The 14,752-nt window shown below is 64.9% G+C and carries 15 protein-coding genes; 4 read left to right on the top strand and 11 right to left on the bottom strand.

Annotation, left to right across the window (positions count from 1 at the left end; translation table 11 throughout):
• Positions 1 to 19: 19 nt before the first annotated feature.
• From ABC729_RS02105 to ABC729_RS02090, 4 genes are all read right to left on the bottom strand, one after another.
• A complete protein-coding gene (locus ABC729_RS02105) occupies positions 20 to 517 on the bottom strand; it encodes a DUF6265 family protein (protein ID WP_495606011.1) in 498 nt (165 codons plus the stop codon).
• Between the two features lie 109 nt (positions 518 to 626).
• Positions 627 to 1,097: a DUF6265 family protein gene (locus tag ABC729_RS02100; RefSeq protein WP_495606010.1), complete on the bottom strand. Its 471-nt coding sequence runs from the start codon at positions 1,095 to 1,097 to the stop codon at positions 627 to 629.
• Positions 1,098 to 1,134: 37 nt separating this feature from the next.
• Positions 1,135 to 1,731 (bottom strand): glutathione S-transferase family protein, encoded by a 597-nt coding sequence (locus ABC729_RS02095; RefSeq protein ID WP_495606009.1) that lies wholly within the window; start codon positions 1,729 to 1,731, stop codon positions 1,135 to 1,137.
• Entirely contained in the window at positions 1,728 to 2,885 is a 1,158-nt protein-coding gene (locus tag ABC729_RS02090) for a YbfB/YjiJ family MFS transporter (RefSeq protein WP_495606008.1), read from the bottom strand. Before ABC729_RS02090 ends, ABC729_RS02095 begins: the two co-directional genes overlap by 4 nt.
• A gap of 105 nt (positions 2,886 to 2,990) precedes the next feature.
• On the opposite strand from ABC729_RS02090, the gene ABC729_RS02085 reads away from it, so the two are divergent.
• A complete protein-coding gene (locus ABC729_RS02085) occupies positions 2,991 to 3,893 on the top strand; it encodes a LysR family transcriptional regulator (protein ID WP_495606007.1) in 903 nt (300 codons plus the stop codon).
• A gap of 16 nt (positions 3,894 to 3,909) precedes the next feature.
• Here the strand turns inward: ABC729_RS02085 and ABC729_RS02080 are convergent, their stop codons facing one another.
• The 6 genes from ABC729_RS02080 to dgcA form a co-directional block, all read right to left on the bottom strand.
• Positions 3,910 to 4,164, bottom strand: coding sequence for a hypothetical protein (locus ABC729_RS02080; RefSeq protein WP_495606006.1), 255 nt, complete (start codon positions 4,162 to 4,164; stop codon positions 3,910 to 3,912).
• A 91-nt stretch (positions 4,165 to 4,255) separates the two neighbouring features.
• The gene (locus ABC729_RS02075; RefSeq protein ID WP_495606005.1) at positions 4,256 to 4,897 is read right to left on the bottom strand and encodes an EF-hand domain-containing protein; all 642 of its coding nucleotides are present in this window, start codon (positions 4,895 to 4,897) and stop codon (positions 4,256 to 4,258) included.
• Positions 4,898 to 4,963: 66 nt separating this feature from the next.
• Positions 4,964 to 5,668, bottom strand: a complete 705-nt coding sequence (locus ABC729_RS02070) for a hypothetical protein (RefSeq protein WP_495606004.1) — start codon at positions 5,666 to 5,668, stop codon at positions 4,964 to 4,966.
• A gap of 57 nt (positions 5,669 to 5,725) precedes the next feature.
• Positions 5,726 to 6,811, bottom strand: a complete 1,086-nt coding sequence (locus ABC729_RS02065) for a pentapeptide repeat-containing protein (RefSeq protein WP_495606003.1) — start codon at positions 6,809 to 6,811, stop codon at positions 5,726 to 5,728.
• Positions 6,812 to 7,010: 199 nt separating this feature from the next.
• On the bottom strand, positions 7,011 to 8,141 hold the full coding sequence (locus ABC729_RS02060; RefSeq protein ID WP_495606002.1) for a pentapeptide repeat-containing protein: 1,131 nt from the start codon (positions 8,139 to 8,141) through the stop codon (positions 7,011 to 7,013).
• A gap of 127 nt (positions 8,142 to 8,268) precedes the next feature.
• The gene (gene dgcA, locus ABC729_RS02055) at positions 8,269 to 9,273 is read right to left on the bottom strand and encodes an N-acetyl-D-Glu racemase DgcA (protein ID WP_495606001.1); all 1,005 of its coding nucleotides are present in this window, start codon (positions 9,271 to 9,273) and stop codon (positions 8,269 to 8,271) included.
• A 163-nt stretch (positions 9,274 to 9,436) separates the two neighbouring features.
• Between dgcA and ABC729_RS02050 the strand changes: the two genes are divergently transcribed.
• Positions 9,437 to 10,273 carry a hypothetical protein gene (locus ABC729_RS02050; RefSeq protein ID WP_495606000.1) on the top strand — a complete coding sequence of 279 codons (837 nt, stop codon included), beginning with the start codon at positions 9,437 to 9,439 and terminating at the stop codon, positions 10,271 to 10,273.
• On the opposite strand, the gene ABC729_RS02045 is transcribed toward ABC729_RS02050, so the two are convergent.
• A complete protein-coding gene (locus ABC729_RS02045; RefSeq protein WP_495605999.1) occupies positions 10,251 to 11,612 on the bottom strand; it encodes a CRTAC1 family protein in 1,362 nt (453 codons plus the stop codon). The two genes, ABC729_RS02050 and ABC729_RS02045, sit on opposite strands and share 23 nt — an antisense overlap.
• Before the next feature lie 579 nt (positions 11,613 to 12,191).
• On the opposite strand from ABC729_RS02045, the gene ABC729_RS02040 reads away from it, so the two are divergent.
• Together ABC729_RS02040 and ABC729_RS02035 are read left to right on the top strand one after the other, a co-directional pair.
• Complete coding sequence (locus ABC729_RS02040; RefSeq protein ID WP_495605998.1) at positions 12,192 to 14,048, top strand: ribonucleoside-diphosphate reductase subunit alpha; 1,857 nt, start codon at positions 12,192 to 12,194, stop codon at positions 14,046 to 14,048.
• A 236-nt stretch (positions 14,049 to 14,284) separates the two neighbouring features.
• Complete coding sequence (locus ABC729_RS02035; RefSeq protein ID WP_495605997.1) at positions 14,285 to 14,740, top strand: REP-associated tyrosine transposase; 456 nt, start codon at positions 14,285 to 14,287, stop codon at positions 14,738 to 14,740.
• Positions 14,741 to 14,752 lie beyond the last annotated feature (12 nt).

The following is a 14,752-nucleotide window of genomic DNA, read 5'->3' as shown; positions in this document are numbered from 1 at the left end:
CTCACCCAGATACTGCCGATCAGGGCGCGTCGCCCGCCCGCTTCCAGGTCCAGCGGAAACGGCGCACGCCGCCATTGCCGTCAGGTCCTTCTAGCGCCGCCACGACATTGCCGCCATAGCGATTGAAGACAATGCGCTGTGGATAGGCGATGTCGGTATTGGCGAACACCGCCATATTGTCCCCGGATTCGACCAGCTTGTAGGCGATCACGGCGTTGCTGCCCATTGGCTGACCGTAATAGATAACAGAGCCGTCGGGTTCGGCCACGATACGCATGAATTCTGTATCGGCCCCGCGCGAGGGCGACATGGACCGGCGCATGCCCAGCATGACGCCGTCACCAGGCTTCATGAAATGCTGCTCTGTGCGGGTTGGCCCGTCGCGGCCCACCCATTGACCAGATAGCCATGTCAGCGATTTCAGGGGGTCATTGGCGGCCTGACCCGACTGGGGCAGCACCGCAAGCAGGCCCAGCAGCAGCAGGGCAGACAGACGGGACGCAGAGAGGGTGAACATGGGCACTCCTCCATTTTCTCTTGTTTTGAATATGTTACCCCTTTCTTAAAGCGTCGTCCCGCAGCGGCGGCGATTTTGACGATTTTGCAGCAGTCCAGAAGGATAGGTTTCAGGGTGCGGCCCCCGCCAGCCGCCAGGACCAGCCAAAGCGCTTCACCTGCCCGTCCTTGCCCGGCCCTTCGATGGTGGCCGACAGGGTGTCGCCATCGCGGCGATAGGTGACCTTTTGCGGGAAGTCGTGGGCCGGGTTCGTGAAAACAGCAAGGCCGGGGGCAGACTCGACCAGGGTGAAACTGGCCGGGGCCTGTCCCTGCGGGTGGGCGTGATAGGCCAGCCTGCCATCAGCGCCCGGTCCGATGCGGATGAATTCCACCTCCGGCGGCCTGCCTGGCCTGACGGTCCGGCTCATGCCGACGATGATGCCGGCGGCGGGGCGCATGTAATGCTCCTCCATCCGCCGCTCCCCCTCCCCGCCCAACCACTGGCCCGACAGCCAACCCAGATCTTCAATCACCGGGTCGGCGGCGCGGGAAGGCAGGGTGAGCGACAAAAGCAGCAGGAGCGGCAGCAGGCGGCGCATGGGCATATCCTCCGTTGGGATCGCCCAGCATAGCGTGTCAGCGCGGGTCCGTCGCGCGCAAGCAGGGCCGGTCGATGACGGTGGCGAACCAGGCGGCAAGTGCGGGATGGGCGGCCCGCCAGTCCAGATCGCCATGCCGGAAATCCAGATAATCCAGGGCGCAGGCCACAGACAGGCCGCCCAGGCCGAAGCCTTCCGCCGTCAGATCATCCACCGCCGCCTCCAGCACCGCCACGGTGCGGGCAATGGCCGCTTTCTGCCGCGCCACCCAGGCGGGGGAACGTTCGCCCACCGGTCGCCGCCCTTCGATCACCGCACTGAAGGCCGCATCCAGCAGGCCCTGGGCCAGGGCCGACAGGCGCAGGCCACGCCAGCGGTCAGGACCATCCGCCGGCAGCAGGCGGCGGCCCGGCAGGGTGGCGTCCAGATAATCGGCGATGGCCCAGCTTTCACCCAGAGACCAGCCCTCATCCGTCACCAGGGCCGGAACCTTGCCGGACGGCACGGCAGATTGCAGGTCGGCGGGGTCGATCCAGGGGTCCAGAGTGATGACATCGACCGATACCCCCTTTTCATGGATCAGGGCCAGCACCTTGCGGGCATAGGGGGAGGTCTTGGCGATATAGAGCTTCATGACTTGTTTTCCTTTTTCATCAAGGACAAGCCGGCCAGCCCCGCCACGGCCCCGAAGGCCAGGATGGCGGCACCCGCCGCGAACAGGGGCAGATGGCTGCCTGTCCGGGTGAACAGGGCGGTCAGGGCGTAGCCGCCCGCCGCCTGGAACAGGGCATAAAGCGCCGTCATCCGGCCCCAGGCCGCCGTATGGCCCGCCGCCCCCGCCAGCTGCCCCGCCACCCCGGAGGCCAGGGCCACTGCACCCGGCGTCAGCACCCCGACCAGGATGGCCGAGAGGCCCAGCGGCCAGGGGGCCGATGACAGCAGCGGCAGGGCCACGGCGATCGCCTTAGCGCCGAGCGCCAGCACCAGGGCAGGCGCAAAGCCGATAGCGCGGGCCAGATGCGACACCAGCAGCGGCCCGCAAAAGGCCCCGATCCCGAACAGGAACCAATAGGCCCCGCCCATCGCCACCCCCTGCCCTAGGCCGCGCGCCACAAAGTCGGACAGGAACAGGGTATGCGGCAGAAAGCCCATGCCGTCGGTCGCATAGGCCAGGGTGAACAGCCAGAGCGGCCAGGACCGGCCGGCAGCAGGCGCGCCCGTCGCCAGAGGCCGCACCCCGGACGGCCATTGCCCCCAGGCCAGCCCCGTCAGCAGCAGCGCCAGCAGCCCGATCCCGGCCCAGGCCATGGCAACCCCGGACAGGGCCAGCCAGGGCAGCGCAGTGCCGGTGATCATGACGCCAATGCCGATACCGGAAAAGACAATGCCGGCCACCAGGGGCTTTTTCTCCACCGGCACCTGGGCCATCAAGGTCGGGGCCGCCAGGATGATCAGCACTGCCCCCGCCACCCCCGCCAGAAACCGCCAGACGCCCAGCCACAGCAACCCGCCATTCCAGGCGCAGGCCAAAAGCGACAGCGCGACCAACAGCATGGCGGAGCGCAGCACCGGCACCGGCCCGAGCATCCGCCCCGCCCGTGCGGCCGTGACGGCCCCCAGCAGATAGCCGGTCAGGTTGGCGGCCCCCAGCAGGGCACCACCGGGGGCATTAACCCAGCCCTCACCAATCAGAGCCGGCAGCAGCGGCGTATAGGCGAAGCGCCCAAGCCCCACGCCCAGCAGCGTTCCCGCCAGACCCGCCATTGCCAGCCGCCACACCCCTGACATCCGACACTCCATGACCCATCAAGGCCCTTGACCGTGCCATGCCCTTGACATCAAGAAAAATGAATTGTCTGAATAGAAGAAATCGATGTGATTGATGGGTACGCAATGGACAGCACCGATCTTTCCTTCTTCCTGGCCGTGGTGGAGGAAGGGGGCGTGACCGCGGCGGCGCGACGGCTGAACTGTGTGCAGTCGAACGTGACGGCGCGCATTCGGTCGCTGGAGGCCGGGCTGGGCGTGCCGCTGTTTCATCGCAATGGGCGCGGCGTGGTGCCGACACGGGCCGCAGAGCGGCTGTTGCCGCATGCACGACAGGTGGCGGCAGCGCTGCGCGCGGCGCGCGACAGCCTGTGGGACCTGCTGAACCCCGACCAGCCCGGCGGGCAACTGGCCATCGGCAGCATGGAGACGACGGCGGCCTGCCGGCTGCCGCCCGTTCTGGCCGCCTATCACGCCGCCTTTCCCGATGTCGAACTGAGCCTGCGCACCGGGGGGACCGGGGTGCTGATGGAGGAGGTGCTGGCCTATCGCCTGGATGCCGCCCTGGTGGGCGGTCCCATCGACCATCCCGATCTGGTCGCCGCCGATGTCGGGGTGGAACGGATGGTGTTGGTCACGGCGGCGGGGGCCGATTGGCAGGCCTTGCAGACGCGGCCCGGCCTGTCGGCCCTGTGCTTCCGGCGCGGCTGTGCCTATCGCGAACGGTTGGAAAGCCTGCTGGCGGGTCTTGGCATCAGACAGGCGCGGATGCAGGAATTCGGCACGCTGGAAGGGATTATCGGCGGGGTCGCCGCCGGCATCGGCATCTCGCTGCTGCCGCTGGCCGCCGTGGAACGGTCCCCCTTACGCGCTTCGCTGTCGCTGCATGAAGCACCGGCGCCGTGGGCCGTGGCACCGACGCAGTTGATCCACCGCCGTGACAGCGTGATGACGGCGGCCCTGACCCGCTTTATTGAGCATGCGCGGCTGGGCTGGCAGAACGATTTGCATAATGCATTACTTGCATAATGCAAATACCATTGCACTACCAGACCAGGGAGACCGCGGGGCGATAAGGGGCCTGTTCGAACATGCCATTCACCAGCCCCTGTAGTTGCAGGCGGGCGCTTTCCGGCTCATTCGACGGGACGGTGGCCTTTGAAAGGGCCTTGATCATGAAGCCGCCGCTGCGCAAGCGCTTCAGGGTGACGCGGGCATCATCCGCGCGGGACGGGTGGATGGCGGCGACGGTGGCTACACCCTGCGGCGGGCGGACAATGAACAGGCCGAACTCGGTCATGGGAACCCCCTATGCCAATGGATAGGGGGTTCAAAGCAAATGGGGTGCCAAGGGCTTGGCTGTGCTTAAGAGGTAGATGGGAGCAGCGGGATCAGTCCACGGCCCAGGCGCGCATCGGACCCTCTGCCTGATCCATGAATTCGGACAGGGAGACGGTGCCGTCGCCATTCTTGTCCATGATGGCGTGGCGACGCGCGGCCTCTGCCGTCAGTTCGTCGGGTGTCACGCGGAAATCGGCGTTACTGTCGGCGGACATGACGGGGTCGATCCCCATGCGGTAATCGGGCCGACCGCGCCCATCTCTCTGCACCGTCGCCGCCTCGTCCGGGGTCATGTCGATGCGGCCGGGGCGCAGACGGCGGCCACTGTCGGCGGGGGCGGCATGGGTCGGCAGGCTGACCCGGTATTGCGTCAGTTCATAGGAGGTGACGAACCCGTCATGGTTCAGATCATAAAGCGGGAAGACACGCGCCGCCTCGCCCGTGAACTCCGCCAGCGAGAGTTTGCCGTCCTTGTTGGCATCGGTCCGGGCGAACCAGTCGCGCATGGTGGCGCGGTAGACCTCGGCATCGCGGGTTGGGGCGTTGAGCGGTTCGCCAAGCGGACTGACGGCGCTGTAGCGGATACCCGGCCGGTATTTATCCCCGCCGCCGCAGGAGGCCAGAACCAGGGCCAGGGCCAGACCGCCCGCCATCCGCCACGCCATCGCCTGCCGCATCCACCGCTCCATCATCAACACACCCTTGATTAGCGGGTGGCCAGGATGCTTGCCAGCCGAAAAAGGCGGAATGGCGGCGGATCAACGCGGTGGGCCACCGCCACCCGGCGGGCCGCCACCACCCCCGCCGCGCCGTCCGCCCATGCCGCCGGGGCCGCCGCGCATGGGACGTTCATTATAGGCGGCCACGGCACCGACGCGGATTTCCTCCAGGCTGGTTTTGCCATCACGGTTGCTGTCCAGGGCGCGCAGACGGTCGAGGGTCAGGGCCTCCAACTCGTCCCGCGTGACGCGGAAATCCAGATTGCGGTCGGCCTCCATCACCTTGTCGGCACCACCGCCACCCATCATGCCCATGCCGCCGCCGCCCGGTCGGCGCTCCCCGCCTGGCGGTGGGGCATCCGGTGGCGGGGGACCATCGGGGCTCGGGCCGGGGCCGCCACGCAGGGACGCCATTCGGGCCATGCGGTAATCCCCCAATTCGCGGGAATTGATGGCCGCGTCCTTGTCCGCATCCACGGAAAGAAAGAAGTGGGCAATGTCGGGTTTCAGTTCATCGGGCGACAGGAAACCGTCGCCATTGCCATCCAGGCCGCGCGCCCAGGCCTGAACAATATCGGCATAGGCGGCCTCGTCTGGGGCCAGACGGCCCAGTATTTCACCCGACAGCGATAATGGCAGTCGCCCTATGGGCCGCCGCCCCTCCGGCCCGCCACCGGGCGGGCCATCGGCGTGGGAGGCGCAGGCAGTCAGCAGCAACAGGGCGGTCAGGATGATGGGGCGCATGGCGGGACCTTGGATCATGTCCTGCTTACACGCCCGCCGCCGTCCCCGCCTGTCGGATCAGGGCGCATCCGCCGTCTGCACCATCGCCTCCGGCAGGGTGCAGTCGCGCAGTTTCAGGCCCTTCAGCCTGTCCACCGGTATCACAACGCCCGTGAAATCCACCCACTCAATGGCGGCGTCGCGCAAACGCACGGGCAGCGACCCGCCGCCCCGCAATTGCAGATCCTCCATATTGGCGGCCTCCAGCACGGTGTTGCGCAGGGTCGCCCCCTCAAAGCCCGCACCCCGCAGGTCGGTGCCCGACAGGTCGGCATAGGCGAGGTTGGCACCGTTGAAATCACTGGCCGCCAACTTGGCGTGGCTCAACTGGGCACCCGACAGATCGGCCCCCCGGAAGGACATGGCCGACAGCTCACGCCCGCGCAGGTCCACGCCCTTCATCTTGCGACCCGTGAAATCGGCCCGCGTGCCGACCTTGCCGCCGCTATCCACCCATTCCTCATGCTGGGCGACGATGCGGTCGATCTCTGCCAGGTTCTGCAAATGCTCGGTGAAGGCTGGCAGCCCATGGAACAGGCGGCGGGTCGTGTCATCCACCGTGAAGGTGGCGTCCTTGATATCGGCATGCAGGAAGTTCGCCCCCTGCATCTTCGCCCCCAGCAGCACCACACCCTGCAGGTCGCTTTCGCTGAAATCGGCGTTGGACAGGTTGGCGTTGCGCATGTTGACACCCCGCAGGCGCACCTTGCGCACCACGGCATCCTCCAGCGACGCCTCCTCCAGATTGCAGAAGGACAGGTCGGTCACGAACTCCCGGCTGACCACATCCTCCCCCTTGCGGTGCAAGGTGAGGTTGCCCATGCGCATGTCGCTGCCATCCAGCTTGGCCTGGGCCAGATCGGATTTGTAGAAACGTGCGCCGCGCAGGTTGGCGCGAGTAAAATCGCAATGTTTAAGATTGGACCCAATAAACAAGCTGTTGGCGAGATCGGTCTCCCGGAACTTGCAGCCTTCAAGATTGGTTTGCGACATGTTACAGGCCAAAAGCGTGGCCTGGGACATGTTGAACCCTTTCAGCTGCAATCCTTCCATATTGGCCAGACGCAATTCCAGCCGCCGCCCACCCTTGTTCTTGAGAAACATGGAGTGCATGGCCAGATGCGTCGTCAGGTCCGTGCGCGGGGACCCGGTATCAGGAGTTGGAGCCGCCATAAACATTCAACCGTGTGCATTCGGATTGTCACGCGGAGATACGACGACTGTCATGACGCGCGACGGAAGGATAGTGGCGCGTTCAGTAGCAAAAGAAAATGATTAATAAGTTAATATTGATGATTGAAAATCAATGTTCGTCCGGCATCGGGCATTCACGTAAAACAGCACCCGCCAATTGTTCGGATGTGATCACACATTGTGAAAAATTCGTCCACTCAATCGATGCGCCGGCGAACCGGATGGACAGTTTGCCGCCGCCCCGCAACTCCAGGTCACCGAAATCGGCCCCATCCACAATCGTGTGCAGCAGGCGGGCATTTTCCATGCCGGCCCCGCGCAGATCGGCATTGGACAGTTCGGCATAGGCCAGGGTAGCACCGTTGAAATCCGCCGCCGCCAGACGGGCATGGGCCAGCTTTGCCCCCGTCAGATCGGCCCCCCGGAACGACACGGCAGACAATTCGCGACCGCGCAGATCGACACCACGCAGGGCCAGACCCGCGAAATCGGCGCGTGACCCGCTTCGGCCCGCTGTGTTCACCCATTCCTCGTGTGCGGCGACAATCCGGTCGGTTTCACGCAGATTGGCCAGATGTTCCTCAAAGGCCGGGTTGCCGGCGAAAAGACGGCGCGTCTCGTCATTCACGGTGAAGACGGCGTTCTTGATATTGGCACCCGTGAACTTGGCCCGCTGCATCTGCGCGCCGAGCAGCACCACACCCTGCATGTCCGCGCCCGACAGGTCGGCGCCCGACAGGTCAGCGTTGCGCATATTCACGCCGCGCAGCCGCACATTATGCAGCACGGCATCCTGCAACGTGGCTTCCTCCATGTTGCAGAAGGACAGGTCGGTGGTGAATTCCCGCTGCTTGGCCACCCCGCCGCTGTTCAGCGTGATGGAACCGACGCGCATGTCCGACCCGGTCATCTTGGCCTGTTGCAGGTCGGATTTATAGAAACGGGTGCCGCGCAGGTCGGCGCGCGTGAAATCACAATGTTTCAGGTTGGCGCCGATGAACAGGCTGTTCGACAGGTTGGCCGCCTGGAAGCTGCACCCCTCCAGGTCCGTATATGAGAGGTTGCAGGCCAGCAGCAGACATTGCGACAGGTCGAAATTGTTCAGCTTGATGCCCGACAGATTCTGCAGGCGCATTTCCAGTCGCTTTCCCGCGTGACCACGGGCGAAAAGCGTGTGCTGGGCCAGCATGACCTGCATGTCATGCGACGGCAATGTGTGGGCGCTCTGCGGTTTATTCATCGCGGGGACTGCTTGATCCAACTTCCGGTTCAACTATGACATACACGCCCGCCAGGGTAATCCACCAACATCCGCATAAGGTCCTGCCCAAAAGACATAGACCGCGAGTAGCTGCGTTGCAGCAGCATCAGCCCCAGACGCCCGACGCCCCTGGACGGACCAGCGCGCCCTCATAGATCAGGCCCGGTTCACGGTCGCGGGCCAGTAGCAGCGGCCCGTCCAGATCGACATAATCGGCCCCCTGCGCCAGCAGCAGGGCCGGTGCCATGGACAGCGAGGTGGCCACCATGCAGCCGACCATGACATCCAGGCCCAGCGCCTGCGCCCGCGCCTTGACCGCCAGCGCCTCCGTCAGGCCGCCGGTCTTGTCCAGCTTGATATTCACCACCTGATAGCGGGCGGCCAGTTCTTCCAGCCCGTCCAGCCCATGGGCGCTTTCATCAGCGCCAATGCGGATCGGGCTTTTAAACCCGTCCAGGGCCTGATCGGCCCCGGCGGGCAGCGGCTGTTCGATCATCTCCACCCCCAGCCGGGCGAAGGCGTCGGGCAGGGTGGCGAGGTCGTCGGGCTTCCAGCCCTCGTTCGCGTCCACGATCAGGCGGCTGGCCGGGGCGGCGGCGCGCACGGCGGCGACGCGATCCAGGTCAGCGTCGTCACCGGCCAGCTTCAGCTTCAGCAACGGACGCGCCACGCCGCCAGCGGCGGCGGCCATGGCCTCGGGCGTGTCGATGGACAGGGTGAAGGCGGTCACCACCGGTTCCGGCGGGGCCAGACCCGCCAGTTCCCAGGCGGGACGGCCCGTGCGCCGCGCCTCCAGATCCCATAGCGCGCAATCCAGGGCGTTGCGGGCGGCACCGGCCGGCATGGCATGGGCCAGCGCCCGGCGGCTCAACCCGCGCGCGAAGGCATCGGCCATGGCGTTGATCGCAGCCTCCACCCCCTCCACGCTTTCGCCATAGCGGGCATAGGGCACACATTCGCCGCGGCCGACATGGCCGTCGCCATCCACCAGTTCCGCCACCAGCACCACAGCCTCCGTCTTGGCACCGCGCGAAATGCGGAAGGTGCCACGGATGGGGAAGCGTTCCTGCCGGACGGTCAGGCGGACAGGCGGGGCGGGCGGAAAGGGCATTGCGGACTCCGGCGGCGGTCTGTTGATTTTTCTACAATAATCACAGGTGCTTGTCGAAGCGTTGCCCCTGTGGCACGTCGACATAGCATTGCGGTCGCGCGGGAACACCCCATGTGTTAGACCGTTGCCAACCGACGGCAATTTTGCGGAACCCGGGTTTGCGATGAATTTCAAGGACGCCTGGCGCGAATCACTGGCGATCTATCTGCTGCTTCTGTCCGATCCGGGCCGTGTTCTGCGGTTCGCCGGTGCGCCGGCGCTTGTGCTGGCGGTGCTGGGCGTGGCGCAGATGACGGCATCCGGCGAAGGCGGGGGGGCCGCCCTTCTGCAATTCCTGTCGGTGCTGGGCATGATCTGGGGTCTGGGCATCTGGACCACCCGCTGGTCCCGGTTCATCCTGCTGGGAGAGGACAAGGCCCAGTTCTGGGACATGCCGTTCGAGGGGGGCAACTGGCGCGTCGGCGGCCTTCTTCTGGCCCTGGTGCTGCTGGCCGGTCTGGCGTCGGTGCTACCGGCCGCCGTCTTCATGACCCTGCTGGCCAGCGTTACCGGCCACCGCCTGTCGCCCAACCCGGCCCAGGGGCCGGCGGATACGGCGGCGCTGGCCTTCGCCATGCCCGACTGGTTCTTCCTGACCACCTATGCCGTCATCATGCTGATGACCCTGTGGCCCGTGGCCCGGCTGGGTCCGGCCATCGGATCGGTGGTGCAGGGGGGGAAATTCGTGATGGGGGCCAGTTGGAAGGCCACGCGCCCGCTGGGCGGGCTGCCGCCGCTACTGGCCCTGGTCCTGGTGAACTTGCCCCTGCAGGCACCGGGGGCCATGCTGATCCTGCTGGGCGGATCGTCCGACAGCACGCTGGCGGTGCTGGCCGGCAATATCGTGCTGTCGATCACCAACCCCGTGGTCACCGCCCTGACGGCGGTACTGTGGGCGCGTATCTATGGCGTGGCCGTGGCCCCGCAGCAGGCCACCCTCAGCGACCGGGATGAGGAATGACCAGGGTCTGGCAGATGCCCGGCCCGTCGATCCGCTGAACCGCGCCGTCGGGCCAACGCACCTCCACCCGTTCCACCGCGCCCAGCCGGCCCAGGCCGAAATGGGCCACGGGCTCCATCTGGCACAGATAGCCGGAACCGGCACAGATGGCCCGCATCTGCATGCGGTCGCCGGCCCACAGGCGAACAACAGCGCCGCGCGCCGGCGCGCCGGCCAGCGTCAAAGGGCGGATACGCAGCCAGTGATTGCCACGCGGTTCCCCGATGAACAGCGACAAAGGCTGCGGCGCCTGCTCCCCATGCGCGACCAGCAGTTCCAACTGTCCATCCCCATCCAGATCGGCCACGGCAGCCCCGGTGCCGAAACCGGCGGGCAGCGCCGCATCCCCGATATCGATGGCCGTCCAGCGGTCATCGCGCCAACCGAACAGGCGATTGGGTTCGCCCAGATTATTGATGAAGATCTCTTCATACCCGTCATTGTCGAAATCGGCGGCAATGACGGTGCGGGCGCGGGTCGGCTTTGCCAGTTCCGGCGGGGCCATGTCAGCGAAGCCACCCCCCGCCTGCTGCTGATAGAGCCGGTGCGGCGCCTCCCAATTGGCCAGCATGATGTCGAACAGGCCGTCACCCTGGATCAGGGCCACACCGCGCGCCGGCTGTGCCGCGTCCGACAGGCCCAGCGCGTCCGCCATCTCAATGAAGGTGCCGTCACCCTGATTGCGGAAAAACAGGTTGGGCCCGATCTCATTGCCCGCAAAAATGTCAGCCCGGTCGCCCAGGAGGGGGGCGGCCAACAGCGACCGCCCACCGGTCAGCGCATCCAGCCCCACCTCATCCGCGACATCCACGATGCGGCCCCGCGCCCCCATCTCATAAAGCCGCATCGGTCCGCCATAATTGGCGACGATGAAGCCGTAGCGGCCCGTGCCTGCACGGTCGATGACGGCGATGGATCGGCCTGCGAAGCGGTTGGCGGCGGCGAAATTCTCCTGCAAGGCAAACAGGTCGATCCAGCGGTCCCCGAAACAGGCCAGCAGCCGGTCCGACACCTGCTTGGGCCCTGAAAACCCGTCGCTGTTCAGGATGTAGATTTCTTCCCGCCCGTCGCCGTCAATATCGCCGCAGGCCAGACCGATGGCGCGCCGGCCCGCATCGGCCAGCAGCGGCGGGGCAATATCCACCAGCCCCTGCCCGCCCCATTTCAGCACACGGTTGGGGCCGCCATAGCCAGCGACAATGATCTCGTCCTGCCCGTCGCCATCAATATCGGCCACCGCCACGCCATAAGACAGGGCGGGCAGATTGCCGACGATCAGGTTGGAGCATTCGATGAACATCCGGCCCCCGCGCTGTGGCTGTCGTCCCGGCACCGGAACGACCTATTCAATAGCCTGGACGGGGGGCAGCGGGCAAGGCAGGGGACTGTGACGTTTGACAGGGGCATGGGGGCGAGGTCGCGCGCGTTCGACCGCTACCACAATATGTAGATATCGCCTCCTTCATCGCCCCCACCCATATGGGTGATCCTAAACATGTGATTTATGTCCTGAGGGCCAGTACGGGTGGGACCGACGCGATCCTGACAGGGGGCATTCGCGACCTTGTCGAATCTCATTATGGTGGTGTGCGCGTGCTGTCTGTCCGACAGTTCCTGGACCTACACCCCTGAATCCAGGACAAAATGGCGGCTAGTCCGCCTCAGCCACCCCGTCAAGCCGCGTGCAGCGCATACCCAGCCCCCGTTCGCAAGCCCCCTTGGAATAGCTGACGTCAAGCCTATTCATGATGGATAGGGCGGAAATTTCTGCCTTGTGGTGAGGACGGGATTTGGTACGATCCGGTCCTCAGCCAACAAGATGTTGTGTTCTGTGGGCAGTTATCCACAGCCGGGGCACTGGGGAAAACGGGGATAAGTCATGCGCGATGGTGAAGTGAACGAGTGGGCGCCGCAGGGTGCCGACCTATTTGGCCAGATCCAGATGCGCAAGCATGCGCCGGTGACTGTGGATCATTCCAGAAACGAGCTGCTGACCACGTTCGGCAAGGCGACGCTGGATGATCGCTATCTGATGCCGGGCGAGACCTATCAGGACCTGTTCGCCCGCGTCGCCAGCTATTATTCCGACGATCATGCGCATGCCCAGCGCCTGTATGACTATATTTCCCGCCTGTGGTTCATGCCGGCCACCCCCGTCCTGTCCAATGGCGGCACGGCGCGCGGCCTGCCCATCTCCTGCTTCCTGAATGAAGCCAGCGACAGCCTGGAAGGCATTGTCGGCCTGTGGAACGAGAATGTCTGGCTGGCGGCCAAGGGTGGGGGCATCGGCTCCTACTGGGGTAACCTGCGCTCCATCGGCGAGCAGGTGAAGGATAGCGGCAAGACCAGCGGCGTCATTCCCTTCATCCGCGTGATGGATTCACTCACGCTCGCCATTTCCCAGGGCAGCTTGCGCCGTGGCTCCGCCGCCTGCTACCTGCCCGTCTCCCACCCCGAGATCGAAGAATTCATCGAGATGCGCCGCCCCACCGGTGGCGATCCGAACCGCAAGGCGCTGAACCTGCACCATGGCATCGCCATTCCCGACGCCTTCATGCGCGCGGTTGAGGCGGATGAGGAATGGGCGCTGACCAGCCCCAAGGACGGCAAGATCCTGCGCCGCGTCAAGGCGCGCGACCTGTGGATCCGCATCCTGACCGCCCGCATGGAAACGGGCGAGCCCTATATGCTGTTCATCGACCACGTGAACCGGGCCATCCCGGAACATCACAAGCTGGCCGGCCTGACGGTGAAGATGTCGAACCTGTGCAGCGAGATCACGCTGCCGACCGGCATGGACCCGTGGGGCAAGCAGCGCACGGCTGTTTGCTGCCTGTCGTCGCTGAACCTGGAAAATTTCCTGGAATGGCAGGATCATCCGACCTTCATCGAGGACGTGATGCGCTTCCTGGATAATGTCATGACCGACTTTATCCAGAAGGCCCCCAGCGACATGGAACGCGCCAAGTATTCCGCCATGCGCGAGCGCTCGGTCGGTCTGGGCGTCATGGGCTTCCACAGCTTCCTGCAAAGCCAGATGATCCCGATCGAAGGCGTGATGGCCAAGGTCTGGAACAAGCGCATGTTCGCCCATATCAAGCGCCAGGCCGACGCCGCGTCGGTCAAGCTGGCGCATGAGCGCGGCCCCTGCCCCGACGCCGAGGAATATGGCGTGATGGAGCGTTTCTCCAACAAGATCGCCATCGCGCCGACGGCGTCGATCTCCATCATCACCGGCGGCGCGTCGCCCGGCATTGAGCCGGTGGCCGCCAACGCCTATACCCACAAGACCCTGTCGGGCAGCCATTCGGTGCGCAACCCGTACCTGGAGAAGCTGCTGGCGGAGAAGGGCCGCAACGACGAAGACACCTGGTCGGAGATCACGCTGAACAGCGGGTCGGTCCAGCATCTGGACTTCCTGACGCAGGACGAAAAGGACGTGTTCAAGACGGCGTTTGAGCTGGACCAGCGCTGGCTGATCGAACATGCCGCCGACCGCACGCCCTTCGTCTGCCAGAGCCAGTCGCTGAACGTCTTCCTGCCGGCCGATGTGCATAAGCGCGACCTGCACCAGATCCACATGATGGCCTGGAAGAAGGGCGTGAAGAGCCTGTACTACCTGCGCTCCATGTCGGTGCAGCGCGCCGAAAGCAACGCCACCAAGGAAATCGGCAAGGCCAAGGCCGCACCGATGGCCGAGACGAACAAGTATGAGGAATGCCTGGCCTGTCAGTGAGCAGGTAAAGGTGCCTTGAATGAAAAACGGCGGGTCAGGTGGCCCGCCGTTTTTTGTTTGCGGGAATGGCTCAATCGTAGCGCGGATTAGCGAAGCGTAATCCGCGGAAAGCCGGCACCGTCGGTCCGCGGATTACGGCTCGCGCCTAATCCGCGCTACGAACAGCGGGCACCCTTGCCAAAGACACGAAATCACATACACTATTGCATCAATATACATCGTGATTGGGTCGTAGGATGGGGTTTCGTCGCTATACCTATCCTGGACAGACATACTTCTTCACGGTTGTGACGGCAGGCCGGCAGGCAATTGTCACAACAGATGAGCGTGTTGATCTGTTGCGGACCTGTTGTGCGCAGGTGCGGGTGCGGCATCCGTTTTCCATTGTCGAGGCCGTGATCCTACCGGATCATCTGCACATGATGTGGGCCATGCCGGAGGACGATGGGGATCATTCCTTGCGTTGGCGATTGATCAAGTCGCGGTTCAGCAAGGTTGTTGGCCCCGTTTGGCAACCGCGTTATTGGGAACATATGATCCGCGATGATGCGGATTGGGAGCGGCACCAAGCCTATATCCACTGGAACCCGGTCAAACACGGATTGGTGGACAGACCAGCCGATTGGCCGTGGTCCAGTGTTCATCGCCGGGGGATCATCGGCGACACCCCGCCCAACATGGAAAGGGAATGAGTTCGTCCTGTT

It is taken from the genome of Niveispirillum sp. CC-CTL257, assembly GCF_059489915.1.
The sequence above is the reverse complement of the archived record's forward strand: the minus strand, read 5'-3'. Positions and strand labels throughout refer to the sequence as shown.